Raw genomic sequence first — 23,632 nt, 5'->3', positions numbered from 1 at the left:
CATCAATTAAAATAAATGAGAAGTGTAAACACTTAATATACTTTCCTTTCGTATTACGACCATTCTCACATTCGAAGTTTCACTTGAAATTATAACCATAGAAATTAAGAACTGCGAGTGCTAAAGACTTTCACTTTCTATTACAACACAATTCATTTTTTGCCATAAACTGTTAGATTGCAAGAACTTCTCAAGACTGTTGATGAATCAGACCCAGCCGAAAATCCAATTCAACTTCATATAAATGTACACTACACTTAAGCTGAATTGAGTTGAGCCCCCCTAAGAAAGCGAAGGTTAGTTCTGCAAACTAGAAAACCCTTTAAATATATGAGTATGTATCAAAAACAGGACATATTAAAAAAGCGAACACTAGAAATTCTAGCGCTCGCTCTCAATCAATCACATATTATTTAAATTGATTTACAATTTCTCTATTAAAGTCATCTAAGTCATCAGGTGTACGACTTGTTACTAATTTTTTATCAACAACAACAGATTCGTCAACAACGTTTGCACCTGCGTTAGATAAGTCTTTACGTACATTAAGCACAGCCGTTAAAGTACGACCTTTTAACTCATCTGTGTCAATTAAAATTTGGGGTCCGTGGCAAATGGCGAATGATGGTAAATCTTCTTTTAAGAAATATTTCGCGAAAGTACCAAATCTTTGTTCTGCATCTCCACGTAATATGTCTGGTGAGAATCCACCTGGTAATAATAAACCATCATAATCTTCTGGTTTTGCATCAGCAATAGATAAATCCACAGTCACTTTAGTCCCGTGTTTACCTACAACTTCAGCATTGGCAGTTGTACCAATGACTACCGTTTCATGGCCCGCTTCTTCAAGTGCTTCTTTGGGGCTTGTGAATTCAACATCTTCAAATTCGTCTGCTAATAATACAGCTACTTTTGCCATAATTTGCATCACCTTTCTTTTAAATATCTATTTCAATGTATACCCCAAAGTAAATCGTTCAAACATATTGACCCATATTTATTGACGTAATTGATTCACTTTCGCTTCAAGTTGGTCTAACAATTGAAGCCATTCGTCGATATCCGCAACATCCACCTTGTTTGGATCCGCATGTTCAATCTCTTCTAAAAATTGAGAAAGTCTCTCTTTCACTTGATTCATAGTTTGTGGCTCTTCCATACTTTACGATTCTCCTTTATAATTGCAGTTGTCATAGTTATATTAACATGAATTTGATTTTCCTCAATGGTAAATATCAAGTGATCATGTATTTTAAGATGAGGAGTTTTTAAAAATGTTAACGACCCAAAAGGAGCCTATTTCAATATTTAATGACCCGTGGGAGCCTTATATAGATATAGAACAATACAGTCAATTGACGCTGAGCAACGTGGAATTCACGACAACGAATTTGTGTAATATGCGTTGTAGTCATTGTGCTGTGGGCTATACATTACAAACGAAAGACCCCGATATATTACCGATGTCATTAATTTTACAACGTTTAGATGAAATTCCAACGTTACGTACGATTTCTATTACGGGTGGCGAGCCCATGTTTTCAAAAAAATCAATTCGTGAAGTAGTTAAACCATTATTAAAGTACGCATATCAACGTGGAATATATGTCCAATTGAATTCGAATTTAACTTTACCGTTAGACCGTTATTTGGACATTGCAGAATATATTGATGTCCTCCATATTTCACACAATTGGGGCACAATTGATACTTTTACTGAAGTCGGTTTCGGTGCGATGGAAAAGCAGCCCCCATTAAAAGCGAAATTGAAATTGTATGAACAAATGATTTCAAACGCACGTACTTTAAGTGAGCAAGGAATGTTCGTCTCAGCAGAAACGATGTTAAACAAAAGTACCTATCCACATCTCACGTCTATTCATCGTGAAGTCGTGAATGATATGAAATGTCAACGTCATGAAATTCATCCGATGTACCCTGCTGATTTTGCGAGCCAATTGGAAGTGCTCGATTTGAAAACGATGAAAGAAGCCATTTCACATTTATTAGATGTGCGTGATTCAAACACGTGGATGTTGTTTGGAACTTTGCCGATATTCCCTTGTTTGCAAGATGAAGCAGATGCGAAATTACGTCAAAAGCTAAAACAAGCACCGAATGTAACGATGCGTAATGATCCTGATGGCCGCAGTCGCTTAAATGTGAATGTGTTTACGGGAGATGTTATTGTGACAGATTTTGGTGATGAAACAGGTACAATTTCTAATATTCGTCATGATCAATTGACGGATGTATTCCAAAGATGGTTGGACAGTCCTTTAGCTCAGGCAATTAATTGTCATTGTCCAAAATTTGAATGTCTCGGACCGAATATTCTTGTTAAAAATATGTATTATCCAAATGTTGATTTTAAGGTACAAGAAGCGCATATGCATACACTTTTTAATCAATAACGAATAGATGCGTGCTAAAAAAGGCTAGGAAGCAGTTTTTGACGTTTCCCAGCCTTTCTATTGTTTATTGCTTAAATTCTAATTCTGAAATAAATTGCAATGTTTGTTTACTTTCTTGTCTTCTTGCTTTTCGACGTGCTACACGGGCTTCAGCTGTTTCGTGAAACCATTTTTCTGCTTCCGTTTCAGGATATACTGCAGGCACTTTTGTTGGCTTGCCGTCATCATCTAATGCGACAAAAGTTAAAAAGCTGAGTGCTGCTAACTCCTGCTTATTGTTCGGAATATCTTCAATTAAAATTTGAACACAAACTTCCATTGATGAACTACCTGAATATGAAACCATCGCGATATACGTTAAAATGTCACCGTTACGAATCGGTTTTAAAAAGTCTACTGAATCTGTAGACGCCGTCACGACAGTTTGATTCGCATGTTTCATTGCACAAATTGCCGCAATTTCATCAATATTCGCCATCATTGTACCACCGAACAACGTCCCGAGATGATTGGTGTCTTGTGGAAATACTTGTCTCGATTTATAAACTTTCGAATCTTGCATCGCTTTTTTATCTATTTTTGCCATGTCATCACCTCAATATGTTTAATTGCTCCAATTTCCGTCTTTAAATATTTGTTCTTTTGTACCATCTTCAAGTACACCGTAAATATTAAGGTCACTACTACCAATCATAAAGTCCACATGTGTTAATGAATCATTCAAACCATGGGCTTTCAGTTCTTCAGCCGTCATTTCAGTCCCACCTTGCAAATTAAACGCATATGCAGCACCTAACGCAATATGGCATGATGCATTTTCATCAAACAATGTATTAAAGAAAATCGTGTTTTTATTTGAAATCGGTGAATCATCTGGCACTAATGCGACCTCACCTAAACGACGCGCACCTTCGTCCGTGTCTAGTAAGTCTGCTAAAACTGCTTCTCCTTGTTTCGCTTCAAAATCAACGACAGCGCCATCTTTAAACGTTAATTTGAAACCATCAATAATGGTGCCGTTATAACTGAGCGGTAATTTATTAGTGACATAACCATTCACATTGTTACAATCTGGTGCAGTGAACACCTCTTCAGTCGGGATGTTTGCGATAAAACCTTGACCTTGTTCTGTATAACTCATCGGTTCTTCCCAAATATGGCCTTTCGGTAAGCCAATATGTAAGTCTGTTCCTTCTGAAACGAAATGAAGCGCTGTATAAGCTTTGTCGTTCAACATTGCTGCACGCACTTTTAAGTTTTGTGCATGTCTTTCCCAGTTTTCAATTGGATCATTGCCATCGACGCGTACAATACTCAAAATATCTTCTAAAAACCGCGCCATCGCTTCTTCATCACTTAATTCAGGATACACACGGTTTGCCCATGCTTGGGAAGGATAACATGCAACAAGCCACGGGAAACTATTTTTTTGTGCTGCAATCATGTATGGTTTAAAAGCTTTTGCGTATTGACGTTGTGCCGCCTTTAATTTGTCAGAATCGATGCCATTCAGTAAATCTGGATCTTCTGATAAGAGTGCTAGCATACATGCACCACGGTTCACGTAATCCATGCGTTCTTCTACGTCATAGCCTTTAACCTCTTGTTCAAAAAATGAAGTCGGCTCATTTTCGTAAGTCAGACGTTTAACTTGAGGATCCTCATATTTCACTCTTACATCCGAGGCCCCTGCTGCATAAGCTTCTTTTACAATTAAACGTGTGAAGTCCACGGTTTCTACAGATGTGCGAATGTACACAGGTTGACCTTGTTGCACATTCATCCCCACACGTACGAGCAATTTAGCATATTGTTGTAATCGTTTCTCAGTTGTCATATAAAAACCTCCCAATTCGAATTACTTGCGAATATCACCTAATGCTTCAGTAATACCTGTCATTTCACGTGGTGTAAAGTCACGTTTCGAAGTGACAAACGCATGTATATCTTCTATATCTTCACGATCATTTTCACTATAGTTTTCTGGATCAATTAATCCGGGGTTTACTAAATTTAAACGATTGCGTATTTCTATAATCATTTCTTCAATAGATTTTGACATTTATCTCATCCTTTCGTCTCCAATATTTTATCAAAGTGATGAATATTTGAAAAATTTTTGTCGCTATCACTTTCGAATTGTTTTAAAAAAGGCTAAAATGGGCATATAGATTTAGAACATGGAGGTTATCTGCATGACAACAGTTGCTTTTGTATGTTTAGGTAATATTTGTCGATCTCCTATGGCTGAGGCAATTATGCGCCAACGTCTAAAGGATCGCAATATTGACGACATTGAAGTATACTCGAGAGGGACAGGTCGCTGGAATTTAGGTGAACCCCCTCATCAAGGTACACAAAAAATTTTAAAAGCACATGACATTCCTTTCGATGGGATGATTAGCGAATTATTTACAGAAACGGATGATTTTGATTACATTATTGCCATGGATCAAAGTAATGTAGATAATATTAAGGACATTAATCCTCATCTTAAAGGTAAGGTGCACAAATTGCTTGAATTCAGTGATATGGAGGAAACAGACGTTCCAGACCCATATTACACAAATAATTTTGAAGGTGTTTATGAAATGATTCAGTCATCTACGGATCATTTAATAGACTATATTCTTAAAGACACACGAAAGGGGTAACATCATTATGCAAAACAAATTATTACCTGGAATCTTAATTGGGGCTACAGTCGGTGGTGCGATTGCGTTAATCGACAAAAACACACGCCGTTCTGTGAAAACATCAGTGAATAACATTAAAACAGGGCAACGTTCAAGCCAACCTTCTAAGTTCACTCAAGTGAAAGATGAAGTATTATACTGGAAAAATACGTTTGACGAAATTCGTCGTAACAATCCAGAACTAGAACGTTCTTTACGCAACGCAAAAGATACATTTATGGAACGCAAAAACAACAAACAAATTGGTCTTTAATCTAACCATTTTTAGAACTATCGTTGGATGACAATGACATCTTAAGTATGAACAGCTCATATGACTCACATTGATACGTTCACATTTCAATGCATTGACGCTATATGTCGTTCATATGTTTGATGTCGTCTGTCATACCCAAGGGCAATTTCAATGCACATTTTATGATGCCTTGGAGATTGCCCCTTTTAATTTTTAAGATAAGGAGTTTAGCTATGTCTAAAAACGAACAACAGTCAGAAGGCTTTATTGATAAAGTCAAAAAGACAATTTCTAATGACGAACATGCGCAAAATCAAAAAGAAGAAACGCCTTCTCCTGATCGAAAAGGAGATGCGACAGGTGAAACGGAAGAGAAGCATAAATTCGTAAAGCCTCAACCGTTTCAATCTAAAGAAGCACCGAAAGAAAATCAAACATTTTTCGTTTCAAGAATTAACAAACCAGCCAAATATACAGACCGTCCGAACTTTTTTAACTATTTAATTTATCGTATTGGAAAAGATGATGCATCTGGATTAGCCGCACAACTTGCTTACTATTTTATGTTGTCGCTTTTTCCAATGTTGATTTTCATCTTATCGCTCGTTCCACTCTTTAACATTGATAGCGATACGATTACAGCACAAATTTCAAAGAATGCCCCTGCAGAAACGTCCTCCATCATTACCGGTATTATTGATGATGTCATGGGTAATGCAAGTGGTGGTCTACTCTCAATCGGGTTGATCTTGGCATTGTGGACAGCATCGAACGGAATGACTGCGATGATGAATGCTTTTAACGTCGCTTATGATGTTGAAGATAGCCGTAACTTTGTCGTATCGAAGTTGTTAGCGATTTTCTTTACATTATTAATTGGGATTACATTACCACTCACACTCGTCTTATTTACGTTTGGTGAGCAAATCGGCAACTTATTATTCGGACCACTAGGCCTAGACGAACAAGTTCGTTGGGTATTTAGTCTGTTACGTACTGCCCTTCCTGTATTAGCTGTACTGATTGTTTTTACAATTATATATACGTTAGCACCAAATGTGAAAATTCGATTTAAATCGGTTATTCCTGGTGCCCTATTCTCAACGATTGTATGGATTTTAGGTTCATTGGCATTTGGTTTTTACGTTTCAAACTTTGCCAACTACTCTAAAACGTATGGTAGTATCGGAGGCGTGATCGTCTTAATGTTATGGTTGTACATCACTGGCTTTATTTTAATTATTGGTGCTGAAATCAATGCGATTGTTCATCAACGTAAAGTCATTAAAGGCAAAACACCTGAAGAAGAAACGTATGATGAACTTGAAGCAGAAGACGAAGAAGACTTAGCTGAAGCACATAATAATTATGGCGAAAAAGACGATAAACAAGTGAATGATGATCAAGAAACAAACGACACGCGCCATAAAGAGAGCGTACAGAACACAGCGTCTGAATCAACACATGACATGACCACGTCAACAGACCGTGCACCACAATACAAAGAACCAGAAATAGTCGAACGCACGAATACAGGTCGTTCAAAGCATATTAAAACAACAGAAGATTAAACAACACTGTACCAATCTTGGGAGGAAGTCTAATGACATTACTAGAACACATTTTAGAATACAACGAAGAATTTGTAGCGAATAAAGCGTACGAAGCTTATTCAACAAGTAAAACACCTTCAAAAAAAGCGGTATTACTCACTTGTATGGATACACGCTTGCAAGATTTATCAACCAAAGCACTCGGTTTCAATAATGGGGATTTAAAGGTCGTTAAAAATGCAGGGGCTACGATTAGCCATCCATTCGGTTCAACAATGCGAAGTTTACTCGTAGGCATCTATGCATTAGGGGCTGAAGAAATTATTATTATGGGACATAAAGACTGTGGTATGGGAAATATTAATGTCGAAGAAGTGATGACAACGATGCAACAACGTGGTGTCGACGAGCAAGTGATCGATATTCTCAACTACTCTGGCATCGATGTTTCCAACTTTTTAAAAGGCTTTGACGATGTTTATGATAATGTAAAACACAACATTGAAATGATTTATGAACATCCACTGTTTGATAATAAAGTGCCGGTTCATGGTCTTGTCATTGATCCGCATACCGGTGAATTAGACCTTGTGCATAACGGTTATGAGCGCGCTGAATCCTATCAAAATTAAACGAACTTGAGGAGGAGTAGGAGATAAAAATTTATTTCCTACTCCTCCTCATTTTTTTGACTGTTTCATCACCATTACTGAAATAGATTAATGGTAATCGAGCGGTCGAAAAATAGAGGTAAATGGGATATAAAAAATGTTGCTATCGTTTTCTTGATTTCATAAATTTGCACTCTGTTTGCGCTGTATTTGATATACGATTGCCTAAAAGGCTGAGACGGCTGATGGAATGCATACATACTGCTGACAGTTACCGCTTCTCTTTAATAGTGGTTACTGTCAGCAGTAGCTGTCTGACTTCTCAATGTTTGCAAGGGCAGTCAGACGAAATCTTTGTGACACATGAGATTTCTGTACTGCTCCGATAATCCACTATTGTCTCAACAAATGTAACAGTTTAATCAAACAGTAGTCAATTGAAGGACCAGTCCCTCGGAACGCGAAGCCATGAGGGCAATCTAAAGCCTCAAGTCATAGGAAGGGCAAGTACAACAACCATATTACATCAACAGCATCGAAAATTTTTATGTCCTACCTCTTTCCCTTTTTATGAATACTCGTACGTTCTACTCAATCAAGCCGTGTTGGAAAGCATAAATAACCGCTTGCGTACGATCCTGCACCTCAAGCTTACTTAAAATATTACTCACATGCGTCTTCACTGTCTTAATCGTAATATGTGATGCACTCGCAATCTCTTGGTTCGAATAGCCTTTTGAAATCAACAACAAAATTTCCATCTCGCGCTCAGTCAACAATTCATATAACTCCGCACGCTGCTTCATTCGATTGCGCATTTTCACTAATACTTCCGCTTCAAACACAGACTCACCACGACTCGTTTTACGTACAGCTTCCGCAATATCATTCGCACTCGTCGTTTTTAAAATGTAACTATCGACACCGGCATCTAACGCTCGATACACTTCTTTATCTTCAATATAACTCGTCAGCATCACGACTTTAATATGTGGCAAATCTTTCTTAATTTGCATTGTCGCTTCAACGCCGTCCATATCCGTCATCACTAAATCCATTAAAATTAAATCTGGTTTCAATTCGTGGGCTTTTGCGATTGCTTCTTTACCTGAGGCACCTTCTCCCACTACTTCGATATCGGGTTGTGTTGATAAATAACTTGAAATCCCAATACGTACCATTTCATGATCATCAACAAATAATACTTTAATTGTCATGCTGTTCCTCCTTTTCAAGTGGTGCTTTCACTTCTATTCTCGTCCCCGCATCAGGTAATGAGACGATATGAAATGTGGCACCAATCTCTATTGCACGTTCACGCATATTTTTTAATCCATAACTTTGTTCTAACTTTTCATCGACATTAAATCCAATGCCGTCATCTTGTATACGCAACAATAAATAATCATTGCGGTTAAGTAATTCTACCGTTACTTGCGTCCCCTCAGCATGTCGTAACGTATTGGAAATCGCTTCTTGGGTAATTCTAAAAAGGTGATCCTCAATGCCTTTAGGTACTTCAAACTCATCAATTTCTTGCACGACTTTAATGGGTACTTTACGTTGTAGATCCGTCACAAGCGATTTAATTCCCTCACCTAACGATTTGTCCTTCAATCCTATAGGTCTCAAGTGAAGTAACAGAGCGCGCATTTCAAGTTGTGAGTCTTGCACCATTTTTTCTAACGTTGGAATTTGTTGGTCTAACGGTGGTGCTAAATCTGTTTCTTTGATTGCAGACAACATCATACTTGCCGCGAAAAGTTGTTGCGACACACTATCATGCAATTCTCGTGCTAAACGCTGTCGTTCATCTTCTATAATCTTTTTCACCTTCAAATCATTTAAATTATACGTTTCATTCGTTAAATTTTGTGTTTTAATTCGCATTTTATGCAATTCTTGATTTAATGGGACGAGTGCTTGATATAATTCAATCGTTTCATTATACAGCTCGAGTTGTTGATCATTGATGCCCACTGTTTCACCTTCAAAGGCACGAACGATTTGTTGCTTGAGCCAATCATTTTGTTGATTGATTTTATAAGCTAACACACTGCCCACAATAATACATAAAAAAATGACGACTAAATTTAAAAAGATAAAAACAGGAATACCTAAAATTTGTGTATAAAACATGCCTTGAAAGAAAATAATATTGGTGAACACTTTGTCAATAAAGAAAAACGCGGTGAGCATACTATATACGAGAATGAGCATCGAACCTATCGCTCGCACGTAGTGATTCATCGATAAACCACCTCAACATCACCTATAAATGTTGAGACGAAGATATTGACGGTATAGTTTTCTGGTTTATGTTGTGATTGCATTAAAATGTTATTATTTTCAACTTTAAAACGCTGTTGATCTAAAGTGACATTGCCGTAAAATGCAGCCACATTCAAATTCACATTATAATTAAGGGGTACCACGACTTGCACTTTACCTACGATGTGACGAATGACGACATGGTTTTGCATTTTTAAATTCGCCGCTTTCGTCATATCCACAACTACGTCACCAATCCCATGTTGAATTTGCAAATCTTCCCATTTATAAACATAGACTGGTGTTTTTTGTTCGCCAAACCATTTTTGTTTGATGAATGAAGGGTTTTGCGCCGCATCTTCTGTTGATAATATTTCAAGTGGTCGTCTTTTGTAGATCACATAGCGCACCGCAACGATAATCATAAACAAGAATAATATGACGAGTGTGTACTTATTAGATAATAATGTAAATAAAATCATTAATGCGCCAATCCAAAAGAATAGTAATCCACGCACTTTATGAAAGTAAATATAACCGACATACATTAAAATACTGCCTAATAATAAAACGAAGAGGAACCCGATTTTCTCAAAAAAGATATAGTAAAGGTTCGCAATAATCATTAGCGCAGTAAAAATAATGAGTAATTCGGTCGAAATATATTTTTGTGTCATATTTCCACCTTTCTAGTATGCATACATTAAAGATTGAACAAAATCACATTCCTTTTTCATCAAACCTTTATCTTCTCTTAACTTGAGGAAGTAATTTTCCAATTGCGCATACTCTTTTTCAATTTCATTCAAATCACTTTTAATCGAATTGATGTCTCCACCCTCAATCACTTTCGCACTTGAGAGATGATATTCATTCATTAAGTCGATATATTTATTTTCTAATTCAATCGTTCTTCTGTCAATCATCATCCGCATTTGGCATTTTTTGCGTTCGATATAAGCCATTGCACAGTCAATATTTTGAATTTTAATATCTAATCGATTCAAATATTGATGAAACAGTTGTTGATAAACCTCACGAAAAAACTTTTCAAAATAACTTTTTAATAGTTGTAACATTTTAGAATCACCTCTAACGTTACCCCTATTATAAAATGGTTCTATAACCTTGATAATAGGCTACAGAACCATTTCCCTTTAAGACTTAAGTCCGAATCTATTCATCACGGTCGATTTTCGTTGTGAGTACAGGACCGTCTTTTGTCACAATGACAGTATGTTCGATTTGAGCGACATAACTTTTATCTTTCGTTTCAAATGCCCACTCATTTTTACCTTCAGTGACATATGTCGCATTAGAAGAAATAAACGGCTCAACAGCAAGGACCATCCCTTCTTTTAACAACAACTTTTCATGCGGATCGAAATAATTTAAAATGTGCGCAGGTGCTTCGTGTAAAGATTGACCGACACCGTGACCTGTTAAGTTTTTAATGACAGTCAAATCGTTTTTACGCGCCACAGCATGCACCGCCTTACCAATTTGACTGATTTTAGAACCTGGCTTAATTTTTTTCATTGCAGCTTCAAAAGCTTCTTCTGCAACGTCACATACTTTTTGCTTCATCGGCTCACTCGTTTCACCTACAACGAACGAAACGCCCGTATCCGCGTAATAACCATTTTTCAATGCTGAGACGTCAATATTCACCAAGTCACCTTCACGAATGACACGCTGACTTGGAATCCCGTGAGCGACTTCTTCATTAACACTAATACAAGTCTGTCCAGGGAAATTTTCATCATGAATCGGCGCAGAAATTGCAACCGCTTGTTCAAACATATCTTTAGCGATTTGATCAAGTTCTTTCGTTGTCACGCCTGGCTTAGTCGCTTCACGCATTGTATCACGAACCTCAGCACAAATCGCACCTATTTCTTTTAATGCCTGTAATTCTTCGTCTGTTTTTACTATCATTGTTATCCCGTTCCTTCTAAAAGTTTATACAGTCCTTATTATAACAAAAAATTTTTGATATACTAATAATGAACTACGAAACAGGAGATACGAACTATGAAGGATAAATGGTATAAAAATTTAGTCGGTGCACGGACGCTTAAAACAGGGTTAGCTACTTTTCTTACTGCGCTTTTTTGTTTGTCACTCGATCTCAACCCTATTTTTGCAATTTTATCAGCCGTCGTAACGATTGAACCCACTGTCAAAGCTTCCATTCGAAAAGGTTACAAACGACTTCCAGCCACAGTCATTGGTGCATTTATTGCTGTCGTCTGCACTTACTTTTTAGGTGATGACTCGGCACTCACTTATGGTTTGACTGCAACTTTAACCATCTTACTTTGTATTCGCTTGAACTTACATGTCGGGATTACAGTTGCGACACTTACCGCTTTAGCAATGATTCCAGATATACACGAAGATTATTATTTCAACTTTTTTTCACGCTTATTAACAGCCTTCATAGGATTAGGTACAGCAGGACTGGTGAACTTCATCATAATGCCACCGAAATATTACGACCAAATCGATGTCCTTATTGAAAAAACAGAACGTGAAATTTACCATTTATTTGATACGCGGATGAAAGAACTGGTCATCGGCTTATTTCACTCTAAAAAAAGTGATCAAGCGGTACAAAAATTGCATGTATTGAACGCACGGATTGAAGAATTACTCGGATACCAAAAAGATGAATTGAATTATCATAAAAGTCGCAGTCAATCCGATGAATGGTTGCGTTTAAGACGGTTGACAAATCGCGCGCATGAAAATCGACTGATGATTACACATTTGTCGAATATTATTTATTTACCAAATGATACAATGATGATTTTTACGGACGAAGAAAAAATTGCGATGATTTCGATATCACAGCGGATGGATCAAATTTTTAATTGTGGCACGTTTAAGCCGGAGAAAAAAGCTGCATCGACATTGAAGAACTCAGTGAAAGGTTTGAATGAGTTTGACGATAACCAAGTTAAAAGTCATACCATTTATGAGATTTTGTTAATTTATCGTATTTTATTGTTGCGTTATAAAGTCAAATAGAGTGTATAAAAGTGAGTGCGAACCATTCATACACTTCTTATATAATTGACCGGGAATGGGACATAAAATTTTGATGCCATTGATGCATTTTCATCTAATTGCCTCATTTATCACCTTTTTAAATTCTCACAATTGCTATCATGGACTCGCGTTCCTAGGGGACTTGCCTCAACTAGCCAACGCTTTATTGAGCTGTTAAATATGAATGAAGCGTTGGCGGATTTTCGGCTACGTCTGATCCCTCAGGAGTCTCGTCCATTTTAGCAATTTGAATTTAAATGCTGTGAATCAATGAAACGAGCTGATAAGATGAAACAATCAAAAATTTTTATCCCCATTCACCTTAATTAATTTTATATTTCTATATTTTGCTTTTCGTTCATCGTAGGAGAGGGGCTCGGAAACTCAATGTCCTACCTCTGTTCTTTCAATTTTTAAACACTTTATTTTCAATGAGACTAACAGCAATGGGTCATTTAAAAATCTCTTTACGTTTGTTCGCTCCGGTGAAATGAGTGAATAACAATTCTGGTTTATATGAAAATCTGACCTCTTTTGCGTTCCTTCCCGAAAACTTAAAACAAGTTCTATTCTCTACTTTAGCGTAAAAAAATGGAGCAAGGCACTGCTATCGCTCACTCCATTTTGAAATATGTATTTTATATAATGGACACTACCGCAACACACTGCTGTCTCAAAAAGCTTCTAAGTGCACACTCAAAGTTATAAGAAAAAAACACAATTCTTGATGTATTGAATCGCTTTATTCACATAAACCTGCCTGCTTCTTTTAACAATTAACGTAAAATTGCCCCAATGGACGAGACTCTTGAGACTTCAGCCCCTAAGAACGCGAGTCCATTAAGGGCAATTACAGTTAATATGAATGTTTAAATTTAGATAAAGGCAGGTTTATAGAATAACCTCATTAAAAATACATCAAAAATTGTGTCCGAGCCGCTAGATTCATTTTCTCTTACGCGCACGATCCACTAATACTTGTTTGGCTTGTTCTTCTTCCGCATTATCAATATGGAGTGGTTCGAACGGAATGCCTTTTCGTTCTGCAGCGGCTTTCAATAAATAGTCCGTCATCTCATGGTTTTTCGGTAAAATCGGCCCATGTAAATACGTCCCTAACAAGTTTTTATAATGAATCCCTTCTTTAAAGTCGGTATCATTATTACCGTAACCGTGCGTCACAGTGCCTAATGTATCATAATCATGGTACGTGCGACCGCCATGATTTTCAAAACCGACGATAGTGCCAAACGTATCACTTTCGATCACGATATCACCTGTTAGACGCTCTTTTTTTGATTCTGTATAAAAGTCTAAAATGTGTAAGCCTTCGAGTTCTTGCCCATCCGGTGTAATATACTTTTCACCCAAAAACTGGTATCCCCCACAAACTGTGAGACCCGGTAAGCCATCTTCTATTGCTGCTTTCAATTCCGTTTTAATTTTGCGTAGTGATTCCGTAGCCAAACTTTGTTCACGGTCACTTCCACCACCGATGAAGAAAATATCCGCTTTAGAAAGGTCGACATTCTCAGTATCATTTACATCAACAACGTTAAGATGAATACCACGCTTTTTGGCACGATATTTCAACGCCATAATGTTGCCAATATCACTATATAAATTGAGTTTGTCTGGCATAAAATGATAGACAGTGAGTTCATGCATATTAATCGACCTCCTTAAATGAACGATTCAGTTGTTCGAGCATTGGTGCTAATGATGTGTAGTTCGGTATCGCAACTGTAAAACTGTTGTAGTCCATCGTCAGCGCCGTTGCTTTATAAATGTCTTTTTCTAAAATAATCGGTGCTGTCACTTCCGCAAGTTTTAATCGCAATTGCAATTCTTCAGCTCGTGAACCTGTTACAATGATTGCTTCTATCGTTTGTTCATTTAACTTTTCAAAGTCAGCATCATAAATCCATGACGTATCCCGACCATCAGCTGCAAAGTCGTTCAGGCTCAAGACATACACTTTTGATTCATCTAACTTTTCACCCATAGCAATCGATGCGTTCATGCCAGCCGGGTTTTTCGCCAAGTTAATCAGTGCCTTTTTCTGTCCTTTTTCGAAATACTGCATACGACCATTATCTGAAGTATACGTTTCAAAACCTTTACGAATCGATGTATCACTTAAACCTAATTCTCTTAATACTGTATATGCTGCAAGTGCATTGTATGCGTTAAAGTCACCTGCAATTTTCATATTAAAGGTCGTGTCATTGACCGTCATTTCAATAAAGGGGTCCACAGTAAATGAAGCAATCTCATATTGCGGTGTCTCTCGCTTAAAGCCACAATGACATGTGTAATGACCGAGTTGGTTATAATGAATGTGGGAATAATTCAGCAGTGACCCACAGTTCGGACAATAACGACTCTCATTCATCGTGGACTGTTCAAATTCGTACGCATGGGCTTGCATCCCATAATATGTGACATGATCACTTGCGATTTTCAAACGTGTCACAAATGGATCGTCAGCATTTAATAATAACTGAATACCTTTATTTTCAATGGCTGAAATAATGCCATTTACCATAATATCGATTTCGCCAAACCGGTCCATTTGATCTCTGAAAAAGTTTGTAAATACCATTTTAGTAGGTGTCATTTCATTTAAAACACGTGGAATAGAGCCTTCATCAATTTCAATGATGGCGATTTTCGTTTGAGGTGTCGATTGGACGATGAAAGCTGAAGTGATCCCAGCAGCCATGTTCGCACCTTCATTGTTATGAATAATTTCGATATGATTTGCTTTAAGCGTATGACCGATTAAATTCGATGTCGTTGTTTTACCATTTGTACCACTAACAAACACGACTTCATCCACACGGCCAGCCAGTTTACGTAAAATATTTTGATCAATTTTGCGCGCAACTTGGCCTGGTAAATCTGTTCCTTTACGCCCTGTTGCACGACTTGCTTTTCTTGCGAGCTTTGCCATATTAATTGCTGTCCATTGTCTCATATTCAACATTCTCCTCCGATTTCCTACAATATTATATCATGGTGACACAAATTACCAAATAAAAAGATAATCGCTCAACATCGACTGACGACCGATGTACATTTTGATAAAAAACTCTTAATACAACGTTCTTTTGAATATTGTTCACAATATAGGGTACAATGAATAAATACCAAAGATTTTAGGGGTGATTGATATGTTAAATGAAAAATTATTAAATGCATTAAATCGTCAAATGAACCATGAATTTTTTGCAGCACATGCTTATATGGCGATGGCTTCTTACTGTGATTATCATTCGTACGAGGGCTTTGCGAATTTTTACATCCAACAGGCAAAAGAAGAACGTTTCCATGGTCAAAAAATTTATGATTACATTAACGACCGTGGAGAACAAGCCGTTTTCAGTCAACTTGACGCACCAAAAGTTGAGTTCAACAGCATTCTTGAAACATTTGAAGACGGTTTAAAACAAGAGCAAGATGTGACACACCGTTTTTATGATTTATCTGAAATTGCACATGAATATAAAGATTATGCGACAATTTCATTTTTAAATTGGTTTTTAGATGAACAAGTGGAAGAAGAATCAATGTTCGAAACACACATCGATTATTTAAAACGTATTGGTGATGATTCAAATGCGCTTTATCTTTATGAAAAAGAATTAGCGGCACGTAAATTTGAAGTTGAAGTATAAACAATCCTTATAGACCAAATTTACTTTCCGCATAAAAGGCTAGGTAAACACCCTTGTAACCTAGCCTTTCTTTCTACAGATATAGAACATGGCTTTCTGGCAAAAATCCCCTACTGAATGCTAAACTGGACAAATTTGTACTTAACTTGTTCTCATTTCTTGATTGGTTTCAAATACCGAGAATGAAACCTTATTCATTTTTCCACAAACCGCTTCAACATCATCTTATTTTTATCTCTCGTCCAAATGTGCTAATATTTAGCTATTATTTTGAAAGGAAGTATGGCTATGATGGAAAATAGTTTTGTTGCGCTCGATTTTGAAACTGCCAATTATAAACGGACGAGCATTTGTTCAGTCGGTATGGTGAAAGTTGTCGCCAATGAGATTGTAGAAACTTTTTATACGTTAGTAAATCCGAATGATTTTTTTGCAGCACGTAATATTGAAGTTCACGGTATTCAAGCAAAAGACGTACAACATTCGCCAAATTTTGCGTACGTGTATCCCTACATGATGCAATTTATAGGCGATCTTCCAGTCGTTGCACATAATGCCGCCTTTGATATGTCAGTCCTGCACGCCAGCATCCAAGCAGAAAACCTCATCACGCCACCAATGACTTACTTTTGTTCATATCAACTCGCAAAAAGGACGGTATCTGCACGTCGCCATGGCTTAAAACATATGATGTCTCATTTCAATCTTGATTTTCATGGTCATCATGATGCTTTAAATGACGCGAAAGCCTGTGCAATGATTACGTATCGTTTGCTGAAACACTATCCTAGCCTTAACAATGTCCTCCAAGTTTATGGCAAGCAACTGACTGATAAAGATATGTTATAAAAAGTCATAAATCGTCATGTTTCTGAAAAAGGCATCTTGCAAACCGCCTGCCGTCACACCGACTAAACGAATCGGGACTTCTGCTTCTTTCAATTCATAATATAAATCATATGCAATGCGATATATTTCATCGGCATCTTGGACAGGCGTGATTAAACTTTGTTGCTTGGAAAAATTTTCAAAGCGATGTGTTTTAATTTTTACTGTAACCGTACGTCCTGCCTGATTCATTTTTTCGAGACGCTGTGCAATTTTCTCGCTTAACATTTCTATTTTTTGTAAAATTTCTTCGTCATCGTTCGTATCGAGTGAAAATGTCCGTTCCGCCCCTACAGTTTTCCGAATTCTTTCCGCTTTTACTTCTCTATCATCATAGCCGCGTACACGTTGATATAACTGATGTCCTCGTTTACCGAATAAATAGACCAGTTCGCGCTCAGATTTTTCGTATAAGTCTTGACCATTATAAATCCCTTTTGCATGCATTTTTTCTTTCGATGCTTTGCCAATACCTGGAAAGTCACCGATATCGAGTTGCATTAATATGTCGTGTACATTTTGGTAATCAATTACCGTCAGACCATTTGGCTTGTTCATCCCACTTGCGAGCTTTGCTAAAAATTTATTATAAGATACACCTGCGCTCGCTGTCAGTTGTGTTTGATTATAAATATCGCGGCGAATATATTCCGCAATTTTTGAAGCTGGGAGGTCTGGACGAACAAGTTCTGTAATATCCAGATAGGCTTCATCAAGTGAAAGCGGCTCGACCAATTCAGTATAACTTTTAAATATTTCCATAATTTGTTGTGATACTTCACGGTAGGCTTCAAACCGTGGTGTGACATAATAACCATTCGGACACAGTTGATAAGCACGCGCCATGGGCATAGCTGAATGAACACCAAAGGCACGCGCTTCATAGGATGCTGTAGAGACAACACCGCGTCCACTCGCTTTACCACCGACAATGACTGGCTTGCCTCGTAAACTCGGATGATCTCTCACTTCGACTTGTGCGAAGAAAAAGTCCATATCAATATGAATGATTCGCCGCTCTTTCACATAAGCCCCTCCTTTCTATCTCTTCATTTTTATCCACATTTTGATTGCCCTTTCAAAAACAAAGAACCTTCACACGCCAGTAAAAACGCGGAAGATCCATCCTATCAATGTGCAGTTCGTTCAGCTGGTTTTTTGCGAGAAACCAATAACCCTGCTTCAGTCATTTCAATATATTGTGCTTTTTTATCTCTTAACGCTAAAAAGACTAAGTAGAACGACAATAGGCTATAACCCATATAAATCGCAAACGTAAAAATAATCGACGTATAGGGCATATTAATAAAAACAATAAACAACAACATCCCAACTAACGCAACGGGCATTAACATCACAGTAGAAAATGTCATTCGGTTGAAGTAATATTGCGGAAGAAATGTTAATAAGACACCGTTTTTCACCTGGTAACGACGTGTCTTCACGGACATCATTTTGAGTAATATCGTCTTAATCCCTTCATGACATAACACTGTCACTAAAAATCCAATGATTCCTATGAAAAGGTTGGTTGAAAAGTGTTGCTCTTGTAATGAAATTGCCGCCATCGACCATTTGTAACTTAATACAATGAACGCAAGAATGACAATAAATTGAAGTAATAAAAAACGTTTCATGATCTGTTGATTTTGAAATAGATCAATTTTATACATGCATTCACCCTCTTATGATGTATCGTTAGGCTTCATGGTCATTCTTATTATACCCTAGCTATGCAAGCAAATTGTAAGACTTAAGCCCTAAATTTATCCCATCGATCACAATGTTCATTTACTTCCATATTCATGAGGTGTTGAAGACACATTTCAGCTAATAGTTTAGCACTTTTCATCAGATTTTGAAATATTTCAATCTTACAGAGGATATCTCCTTTTTGCTTCAACTCCAAATATCATTTATATAGTAGGACCATTCATAGATATTGATTTGCATACATTTGACATCGTTTTGCTCATTGAATAAGTGCAAAAAAGACACTTATATGTTATAAGTGCCTCATCATGTGATTATATGGGCTGTAGAAAAATGCATACATGAAATGTCAGACGATTTGCTTTCTTTTTTTAAAAACTAGCAAACACGCCAATAATAAACAAATGACGACAATCCAAAAACTAAAGATTACCCCAAAAACATCAGTGATTGAACTCATCACAAAAACAAAACTTGAAAATGCGAGTGTAGAGATGACCTCAAATACAGAAAAAACATTGACCAAATCTGCTTCATCCACAATTTCCTGTAAAAAAACGCGTTCTGCTATTTCTTTTAACTGAGAAAGCACACCAATAATTAATGAGAATATTAAAAAAGCCCAAGCATTCTTAAATTCAATAATTAAAACTGTTACTATAGCCATGAACATTAAAGAAAAAAGATGCTTTGCCATTTATATTGCAGTATTTTGTCTGATAATCGAAAAACGATGATAGCGCTTAACAAAATACCAATAGAATAAGTGGTATTTGCATATCCCCAATAACTTTCATCTTTATGCAAGTATTCATTCACAAACACTAGAATAACCGATGACACCCAGATCGTATTCGCCAATATTTCTAAAAGATTCGTTTGTACAAAAAATCGTAGTTTAGGCTCAACAATGATTAAGCGCCATCCCCTCGTCAATGTTTCTATATTTGTCTCAGATTCTATCACTTTTGTTTTGACAGCTGGTAACATCAAAAATAGAATTGTGGATATGACATATAAAAATAAAATGATTACAGTACTCATTATCAAACCTAAAGTGGCATATAATAATCCACCTAATCCCCACCCCACTAGTTCTACACCTTCACCACTCATTGAAAGCGCGGTATTGGTTTTTCCTAAATCTGTTGCATAGATTGGCACGATGGCAAAAGCTACAGGTGCTTCAAATCCATCAAGTATAGAAATTGTAACAACAAAAAAGTACAAAATCGAAATATCAATCACTTCGCTATAACACATTAACCCAAGAAGTAATCCTAGCGAAATCGTTTTACACAATTGTGTATATGAAAGCACCCGATTTAATAACATTTTTTTGGTAACTAAAGGGACAAAAAAACTTGCAATAAAAGAAGATAAACCTATCAGAATAGGCACCATTGATGTCGCAATGACTGACTTTGTGATGGTGAATACATTTGCAATGACTACAACTCTAAGAAACACATCAGCTAAATTACTAACTGCTTGAGAAATCAATAATTGTTTGATTGCCTTAGTCATTTCTGTTCAGTTTCTCCCTTACTTGTGGAATTAAAATGGCCTCCACAAACTTTTCAAATTCCTTTTTTTCCATCTCACATTGTTTAACAAAATCAATGTCAGCAGATAACTTACACCCACCAGAACAAAAACCGCCTATATGACAAATCTGACAATCTTTATAATCTAAGAAGCTTTTTGTTTCATGTTGGTAGTTCATTAAATCAATATCTTTTAAGTTTCCTAAAATATATTGAGGGCGCCCTACTGTTACAGTACATCTAAACAAATTAAGTTCATTGTCAATATAGAAAACTCTATCATAGGGAGACACGTTCCAGCAGTAATGATATGTGCCTTTAATTTGAGATTCATTAAAAGACAAGTTCAATTTATCAGTTAAGTTCTTGCACGTTTGAATAAAGCCTGCATGAAGGTTTGATGGTACTGGTTTAGGTATTTTCATTAATTGTAGAAGTATATCAGTCTCAGAAACAATATATTCATCATAACCAGTATCAAAAAGGCGATCGTCAACCCTTCCGATATTCCAATGAAAATTCCACTTTGAAAAATACCCTTTGTCGAAAAAATAGTGATAGATTGGCAACAGTTCACTTAAATTATTTCTATCAAAATTTGTCCCCACATCTACAACTATATTATAGTGTAATAATAAATCAGTAACAGCTAATAATTCCTCAACATTGTTTGCAACTTTCGTTATTTTAATTGTCTCATTATATTTGTCCGGTAACGTATTAATAGTAATTGCTATAACAGATATAATACTTCTATGTATCACTATCTTTTTGGCAAAATAAGGCAAAAAGCTTCCGTTAGTAGTAATGTCTATCTTCAATTTGTTTTCAACACAATATTGAAAAACTCTATCAATAATTTTTTCATTTTGTGGCAATAGTGGTTCCCCACCAAATAACCCAATAGAAACATCAACTTCTGGATTTTGATAAAGGATTAATGAAACCTTATCTAAAATTTTTTCAAGTGCTTCTATAGTTATTGGTTTTCTAACGAGATGATCATAGTTCTGCTGAAAACAATAACTACATCTTAAATTACAAGAATAAGTAATTGCTAAAGATATTTGTATTTTCTTTTTTGACTCTGATAACAAAAGTTCATTATAAAGTGTATCAGAAGAAAATTGATTTTTATTAGAAGAAGGTGTATCCAACCATTCACGTAATCTATAATCAAATTCCATTTCTTAATCTTATATCTTTAATATAGCGTATGAATACAGAATATGTAAATGTGTATTTTGAATATACAGAACAATGTTTTTATTTTATATTTAGAATAACTTCAAAACTTCATTACTCGCCATTCTCTAGAGATTAACACTGTCAAATCAGTTCCAGTATCAACGCTCCTAAAATAGCACCAAAACAAAAAGGGTTTTAAGTCACATTCTCAAAAATGTTCTCAAAAAACCCTTGAATGATTCATCTATATCAATATTTTCTTACTAATAACGCAACTGTCTCGACATGTGTCGTATGCGGAAACATATCGACAGGTGTCATTTCTTTTAGTTCATATTGCGCGCTTAGCATTTCAATATCTCGTAATTGTGTACTTGGATTGCATGACACATAGACGATACGTTTTGGGGCTAACGCGTTTAAAGTTTCAATAAATGTCGCGTCACACCCTTTGCGCGGTGGGTCAACTGTGACCACATCAGGCTGAATCCCGTCTTGTTGCCATTTTAAAATCACGTCTTCAGCAGCACCAGCGACAAAAGTTGTATTGTTCAATTGATTGTAGCGCGCATTTCTTTTCGCATCTTCTATCGCTTCAGGGACAACTTCTACACCATATACATGTTGGGCGTGGGGTGCCATAAATAAACTGATCGTCCCAATACCACAATACGCATCTAACACGACTTCATTACCCGTTAAATTCGCATACTGTAACGCTTGACGATACAACTTTTGCGTTTGTGTCACATTGATTTGATAAAAGGACAAATCGCCAATTTCGAAAGTCAAATCATCTAATGTATCCTCAATAATGTCTTTACCGAAAATCGTTTTGGACGTATGCCCCATAATGACATTCGTTTTGTTCGTTTGGAAATTCAACTTGATACTCACAATTTGCGGAAACTGTGATGTTAAAGCGGTCACAATATCGTTATGATGTGGTAACTTTTTTCCGTTGAGCACAAAAATAACCATCACTTCATTCGTATAATAGCCTTTACGAATCACGACATGACGTACGAGACCTTGATGTATGTGTTCGTTATAAGCTGGAATATGATATTTTTCCAGTAAACTTTTAATCACATTCATCATGTCGTTTTGATCATCATTTTGTATGAGACAATGGTCCATATCGATAATATCATGGCTGCGTTGACGATAAAAGCCCATTTGGATTTGACCATTGCGATTCGTCCCAACCGGAATTTGAGACTTGTTTCGATAACGCCAAGGATCATCCATTCCAATCGTGTCATGAATCGGCACCTCTGTCATTTTTCCTTTATGATGAAACAAATTAATCACTTGTTTACGCTTCATCTCTAATTGCGCACGATACGACAAATGTTGAAGTTGGCATCCCCCACACTGTTGGTAATAATCACATGGCGGTGTAACACGATCTGGACTTGCTGTTTTCACATTCATCAGCTTGCCAATCGCGAAATTCTTTTTCACTTTAATCACTTTATATTGCACTTCTTCATCAATTAACGTTTGAGGGATAAATATCGGATAGCGATCTTGTTTAATCACACCATGCCCTTCATGTGTCAAATCAACCACTTTTCCCTCATACACTTCATTTTTCTTTACTAAAACCATCAATTTCATCTCACTTTTTTATAAACAGAATCTACTTCAAAGGGAAAGGAGCAGGACCAAAAACTTAACATCTGAGTCAAATTTCATCGTCCCGCTCCCACGAGAGTAATGTCATTACATCATGCGGTTTTGCGTACACTACCTATTTATTTTCAGCACACCTCT

26 protein-coding genes are annotated in these 23,632 nt (G+C 36.6%); 8 read left to right on the top strand and 18 right to left on the bottom strand.

Annotation, left to right across the window (positions count from 1 at the left end):
• Nucleotides 1–409 precede the first annotated feature (409 nt).
• Together P3U61_RS04275 and P3U61_RS04270 are read right to left on the bottom strand one after the other, a co-directional pair.
• On the bottom strand, nucleotides 410–925 hold the full coding sequence (locus P3U61_RS04275) for a type 1 glutamine amidotransferase domain-containing protein (RefSeq protein ID WP_096533566.1): 516 nt from the start codon (nucleotides 923–925) through the stop codon (nucleotides 410–412).
• 75 nt (nucleotides 926–1,000) lie between these two features.
• Nucleotides 1,001–1,162, bottom strand: a complete 162-nt coding sequence (locus P3U61_RS04270) for an SE1561 family protein (RefSeq protein WP_015729384.1) — start codon at nucleotides 1,160–1,162, stop codon at nucleotides 1,001–1,003.
• 115 nt (nucleotides 1,163–1,277) lie between these two features.
• Here P3U61_RS04270 and yfkAB point away from each other — a divergent pair, with 115 nt between their 5' ends.
• Entirely contained in the window at nucleotides 1,278–2,417 is a 1,140-nt protein-coding gene (gene yfkAB / locus P3U61_RS04265) for a radical SAM/CxCxxxxC motif protein YfkAB (protein ID WP_199613461.1), read from the top strand.
• Nucleotides 2,418–2,481: 64 nt separating this feature from the next.
• Here the strand turns inward: yfkAB and P3U61_RS04260 are convergent, their stop codons facing one another.
• The 3 genes from P3U61_RS04260 to P3U61_RS04250 are packed head-to-tail and all read right to left on the bottom strand — an operon-like array spanning nucleotide 2,482 to nucleotide 4,479.
• Nucleotides 2,482–3,003: an acyl-CoA thioesterase gene (locus P3U61_RS04260; RefSeq protein WP_014613489.1), complete on the bottom strand. Its 522-nt coding sequence runs from the start codon at nucleotides 3,001–3,003 to the stop codon at nucleotides 2,482–2,484.
• Between the two features lie 18 nt (nucleotides 3,004–3,021).
• Nucleotides 3,022–4,254, bottom strand: coding sequence for an aminopeptidase (locus P3U61_RS04255; RefSeq protein WP_037542648.1), 1,233 nt, complete (start codon nucleotides 4,252–4,254; stop codon nucleotides 3,022–3,024).
• Between the two features lie 21 nt (nucleotides 4,255–4,275).
• A complete protein-coding gene (locus P3U61_RS04250; RefSeq protein WP_014613487.1) occupies nucleotides 4,276–4,479 on the bottom strand; it encodes a DUF1128 family protein in 204 nt (67 codons plus the stop codon).
• A gap of 133 nt (nucleotides 4,480–4,612) precedes the next feature.
• Between P3U61_RS04250 and P3U61_RS04245 the strand changes: the two genes are divergently transcribed.
• From P3U61_RS04245 to P3U61_RS04230, 4 genes are all read left to right on the top strand, one after another.
• Nucleotides 4,613–5,071, top strand: coding sequence for a low molecular weight protein-tyrosine-phosphatase (locus P3U61_RS04245; RefSeq protein WP_014613486.1), 459 nt, complete (start codon nucleotides 4,613–4,615; stop codon nucleotides 5,069–5,071).
• A gap of 7 nt (nucleotides 5,072–5,078) precedes the next feature.
• Complete coding sequence (locus tag P3U61_RS04240; RefSeq protein ID WP_014613485.1) at nucleotides 5,079–5,366, top strand: YtxH domain-containing protein; 288 nt, start codon at nucleotides 5,079–5,081, stop codon at nucleotides 5,364–5,366.
• Nucleotides 5,367–5,581: 215 nt separating this feature from the next.
• The gene (locus P3U61_RS04235; protein ID WP_014613484.1) at nucleotides 5,582–6,919 is read left to right on the top strand and encodes a YihY/virulence factor BrkB family protein; all 1,338 of its coding nucleotides are present in this window, start codon (nucleotides 5,582–5,584) and stop codon (nucleotides 6,917–6,919) included.
• Between the two features lie 32 nt (nucleotides 6,920–6,951).
• The gene (locus tag P3U61_RS04230) at nucleotides 6,952–7,533 is read left to right on the top strand and encodes a beta-class carbonic anhydrase (RefSeq protein WP_015729388.1); all 582 of its coding nucleotides are present in this window, start codon (nucleotides 6,952–6,954) and stop codon (nucleotides 7,531–7,533) included.
• A 566-nt stretch (nucleotides 7,534–8,099) separates the two neighbouring features.
• On the opposite strand, the gene vraR is transcribed toward P3U61_RS04230, so the two are convergent.
• The 5 genes from vraR to map all read right to left on the bottom strand — a co-directional run bounded on the left by vraR (nucleotide 8,100) and on the right by map (nucleotide 11,721).
• Nucleotides 8,100–8,729 carry a response regulator transcription factor VraR gene (gene vraR, locus P3U61_RS04225; protein WP_014613482.1) on the bottom strand — a complete coding sequence of 210 codons (630 nt, stop codon included), beginning with the start codon at nucleotides 8,727–8,729 and terminating at the stop codon, nucleotides 8,100–8,102.
• Entirely contained in the window at nucleotides 8,719–9,762 is a 1,044-nt protein-coding gene (vraS, locus tag P3U61_RS04220; RefSeq protein ID WP_014613481.1) for a sensor histidine kinase VraS, read from the bottom strand. Before vraS ends, vraR begins: the two co-directional genes overlap by 11 nt.
• Nucleotides 9,759–10,460 (bottom strand): cell wall-active antibiotics response protein VraT, encoded by a 702-nt coding sequence (gene vraT, locus P3U61_RS04215; RefSeq protein ID WP_014613480.1) that lies wholly within the window; start codon nucleotides 10,458–10,460, stop codon nucleotides 9,759–9,761. Before vraT ends, vraS begins: the two co-directional genes overlap by 4 nt.
• Nucleotides 10,461–10,472: 12 nt before the next feature.
• Entirely contained in the window at nucleotides 10,473–10,862 is a 390-nt protein-coding gene (locus P3U61_RS04210) for a hypothetical protein (RefSeq protein WP_014613479.1), read from the bottom strand.
• Nucleotides 10,863–10,959: 97 nt separating this feature from the next.
• The gene (gene map, locus P3U61_RS04205; RefSeq protein ID WP_199613460.1) at nucleotides 10,960–11,721 is read right to left on the bottom strand and encodes a type I methionyl aminopeptidase; all 762 of its coding nucleotides are present in this window, start codon (nucleotides 11,719–11,721) and stop codon (nucleotides 10,960–10,962) included.
• A 96-nt stretch (nucleotides 11,722–11,817) separates the two neighbouring features.
• Here map and P3U61_RS04200 point away from each other — a divergent pair, with 96 nt between their 5' ends.
• Entirely contained in the window at nucleotides 11,818–12,816 is a 999-nt protein-coding gene (locus P3U61_RS04200; RefSeq protein ID WP_014613477.1) for an FUSC family protein, read from the top strand.
• A gap of 966 nt (nucleotides 12,817–13,782) precedes the next feature.
• On the opposite strand, the gene gatD is transcribed toward P3U61_RS04200, so the two are convergent.
• Together gatD and murT are read right to left on the bottom strand one after the other, a co-directional pair.
• Entirely contained in the window at nucleotides 13,783–14,505 is a 723-nt protein-coding gene (gene gatD, locus P3U61_RS04195) for a lipid II isoglutaminyl synthase subunit GatD (protein ID WP_014613476.1), read from the bottom strand.
• A gap of 1 nt (nucleotide 14,506) precedes the next feature.
• Complete coding sequence (gene murT, locus P3U61_RS04190; RefSeq protein ID WP_014613475.1) at nucleotides 14,507–15,817, bottom strand: lipid II isoglutaminyl synthase subunit MurT; 1,311 nt, start codon at nucleotides 15,815–15,817, stop codon at nucleotides 14,507–14,509.
• A 196-nt stretch (nucleotides 15,818–16,013) separates the two neighbouring features.
• Here murT and P3U61_RS04185 point away from each other — a divergent pair, with 196 nt between their 5' ends.
• The gene (locus P3U61_RS04185; protein ID WP_014613474.1) at nucleotides 16,014–16,517 is read left to right on the top strand and encodes a ferritin; all 504 of its coding nucleotides are present in this window, start codon (nucleotides 16,014–16,016) and stop codon (nucleotides 16,515–16,517) included.
• 288 nt (nucleotides 16,518–16,805) lie between these two features.
• Entirely contained in the window at nucleotides 16,806–17,366 is a 561-nt protein-coding gene (locus P3U61_RS04180) for a 3'-5' exonuclease (RefSeq protein ID WP_014613473.1), read from the top strand.
• On the opposite strand, the gene dinB is transcribed toward P3U61_RS04180, so the two are convergent.
• The 6 genes from dinB to rlmD all read right to left on the bottom strand — a co-directional run bounded on the left by dinB (nucleotide 17,361) and on the right by rlmD (nucleotide 23,467).
• Nucleotides 17,361–18,431 (bottom strand): DNA polymerase IV, encoded by a 1,071-nt coding sequence (dinB, locus tag P3U61_RS04175; protein WP_014613472.1) that lies wholly within the window; start codon nucleotides 18,429–18,431, stop codon nucleotides 17,361–17,363. The two genes, P3U61_RS04180 and dinB, sit on opposite strands and share 6 nt — an antisense overlap.
• Nucleotides 18,432–18,535: 104 nt before the next feature.
• Complete coding sequence (locus tag P3U61_RS04170) at nucleotides 18,536–19,078, bottom strand: metalloprotease family protein (RefSeq protein ID WP_014613471.1); 543 nt, start codon at nucleotides 19,076–19,078, stop codon at nucleotides 18,536–18,538.
• A gap of 389 nt (nucleotides 19,079–19,467) precedes the next feature.
• Complete coding sequence (locus tag P3U61_RS04165; protein ID WP_233510569.1) at nucleotides 19,468–19,815, bottom strand: MFS transporter; 348 nt, start codon at nucleotides 19,813–19,815, stop codon at nucleotides 19,468–19,470.
• The gene (locus P3U61_RS04160; protein ID WP_241956953.1) at nucleotides 19,791–20,645 is read right to left on the bottom strand and encodes an MFS transporter; all 855 of its coding nucleotides are present in this window, start codon (nucleotides 20,643–20,645) and stop codon (nucleotides 19,791–19,793) included. Before P3U61_RS04160 ends, P3U61_RS04165 begins: the two co-directional genes overlap by 25 nt.
• Nucleotides 20,638–21,852, bottom strand: a complete 1,215-nt coding sequence (locus tag P3U61_RS04155) for a radical SAM/SPASM ryptide class RiPP maturase (protein WP_197721697.1) — start codon at nucleotides 21,850–21,852, stop codon at nucleotides 20,638–20,640. Before P3U61_RS04155 ends, P3U61_RS04160 begins: the two co-directional genes overlap by 8 nt.
• Before the next feature lie 250 nt (nucleotides 21,853–22,102).
• Nucleotides 22,103–23,467 (bottom strand): 23S rRNA (uracil(1939)-C(5))-methyltransferase RlmD, encoded by a 1,365-nt coding sequence (gene rlmD, locus P3U61_RS04150; RefSeq protein ID WP_015729392.1) that lies wholly within the window; start codon nucleotides 23,465–23,467, stop codon nucleotides 22,103–22,105.
• Nucleotides 23,468–23,632: the final 165 nt, after the last annotated feature.

This window comes from Staphylococcus pseudintermedius, assembly GCF_034042775.1.
In the GTDB taxonomy this organism is placed as follows: Bacteria; Bacillota; Bacilli; order Staphylococcales; family Staphylococcaceae; genus Staphylococcus; species Staphylococcus pseudintermedius.
This window is presented reverse-complemented; position numbering and strand designations above follow the sequence as displayed.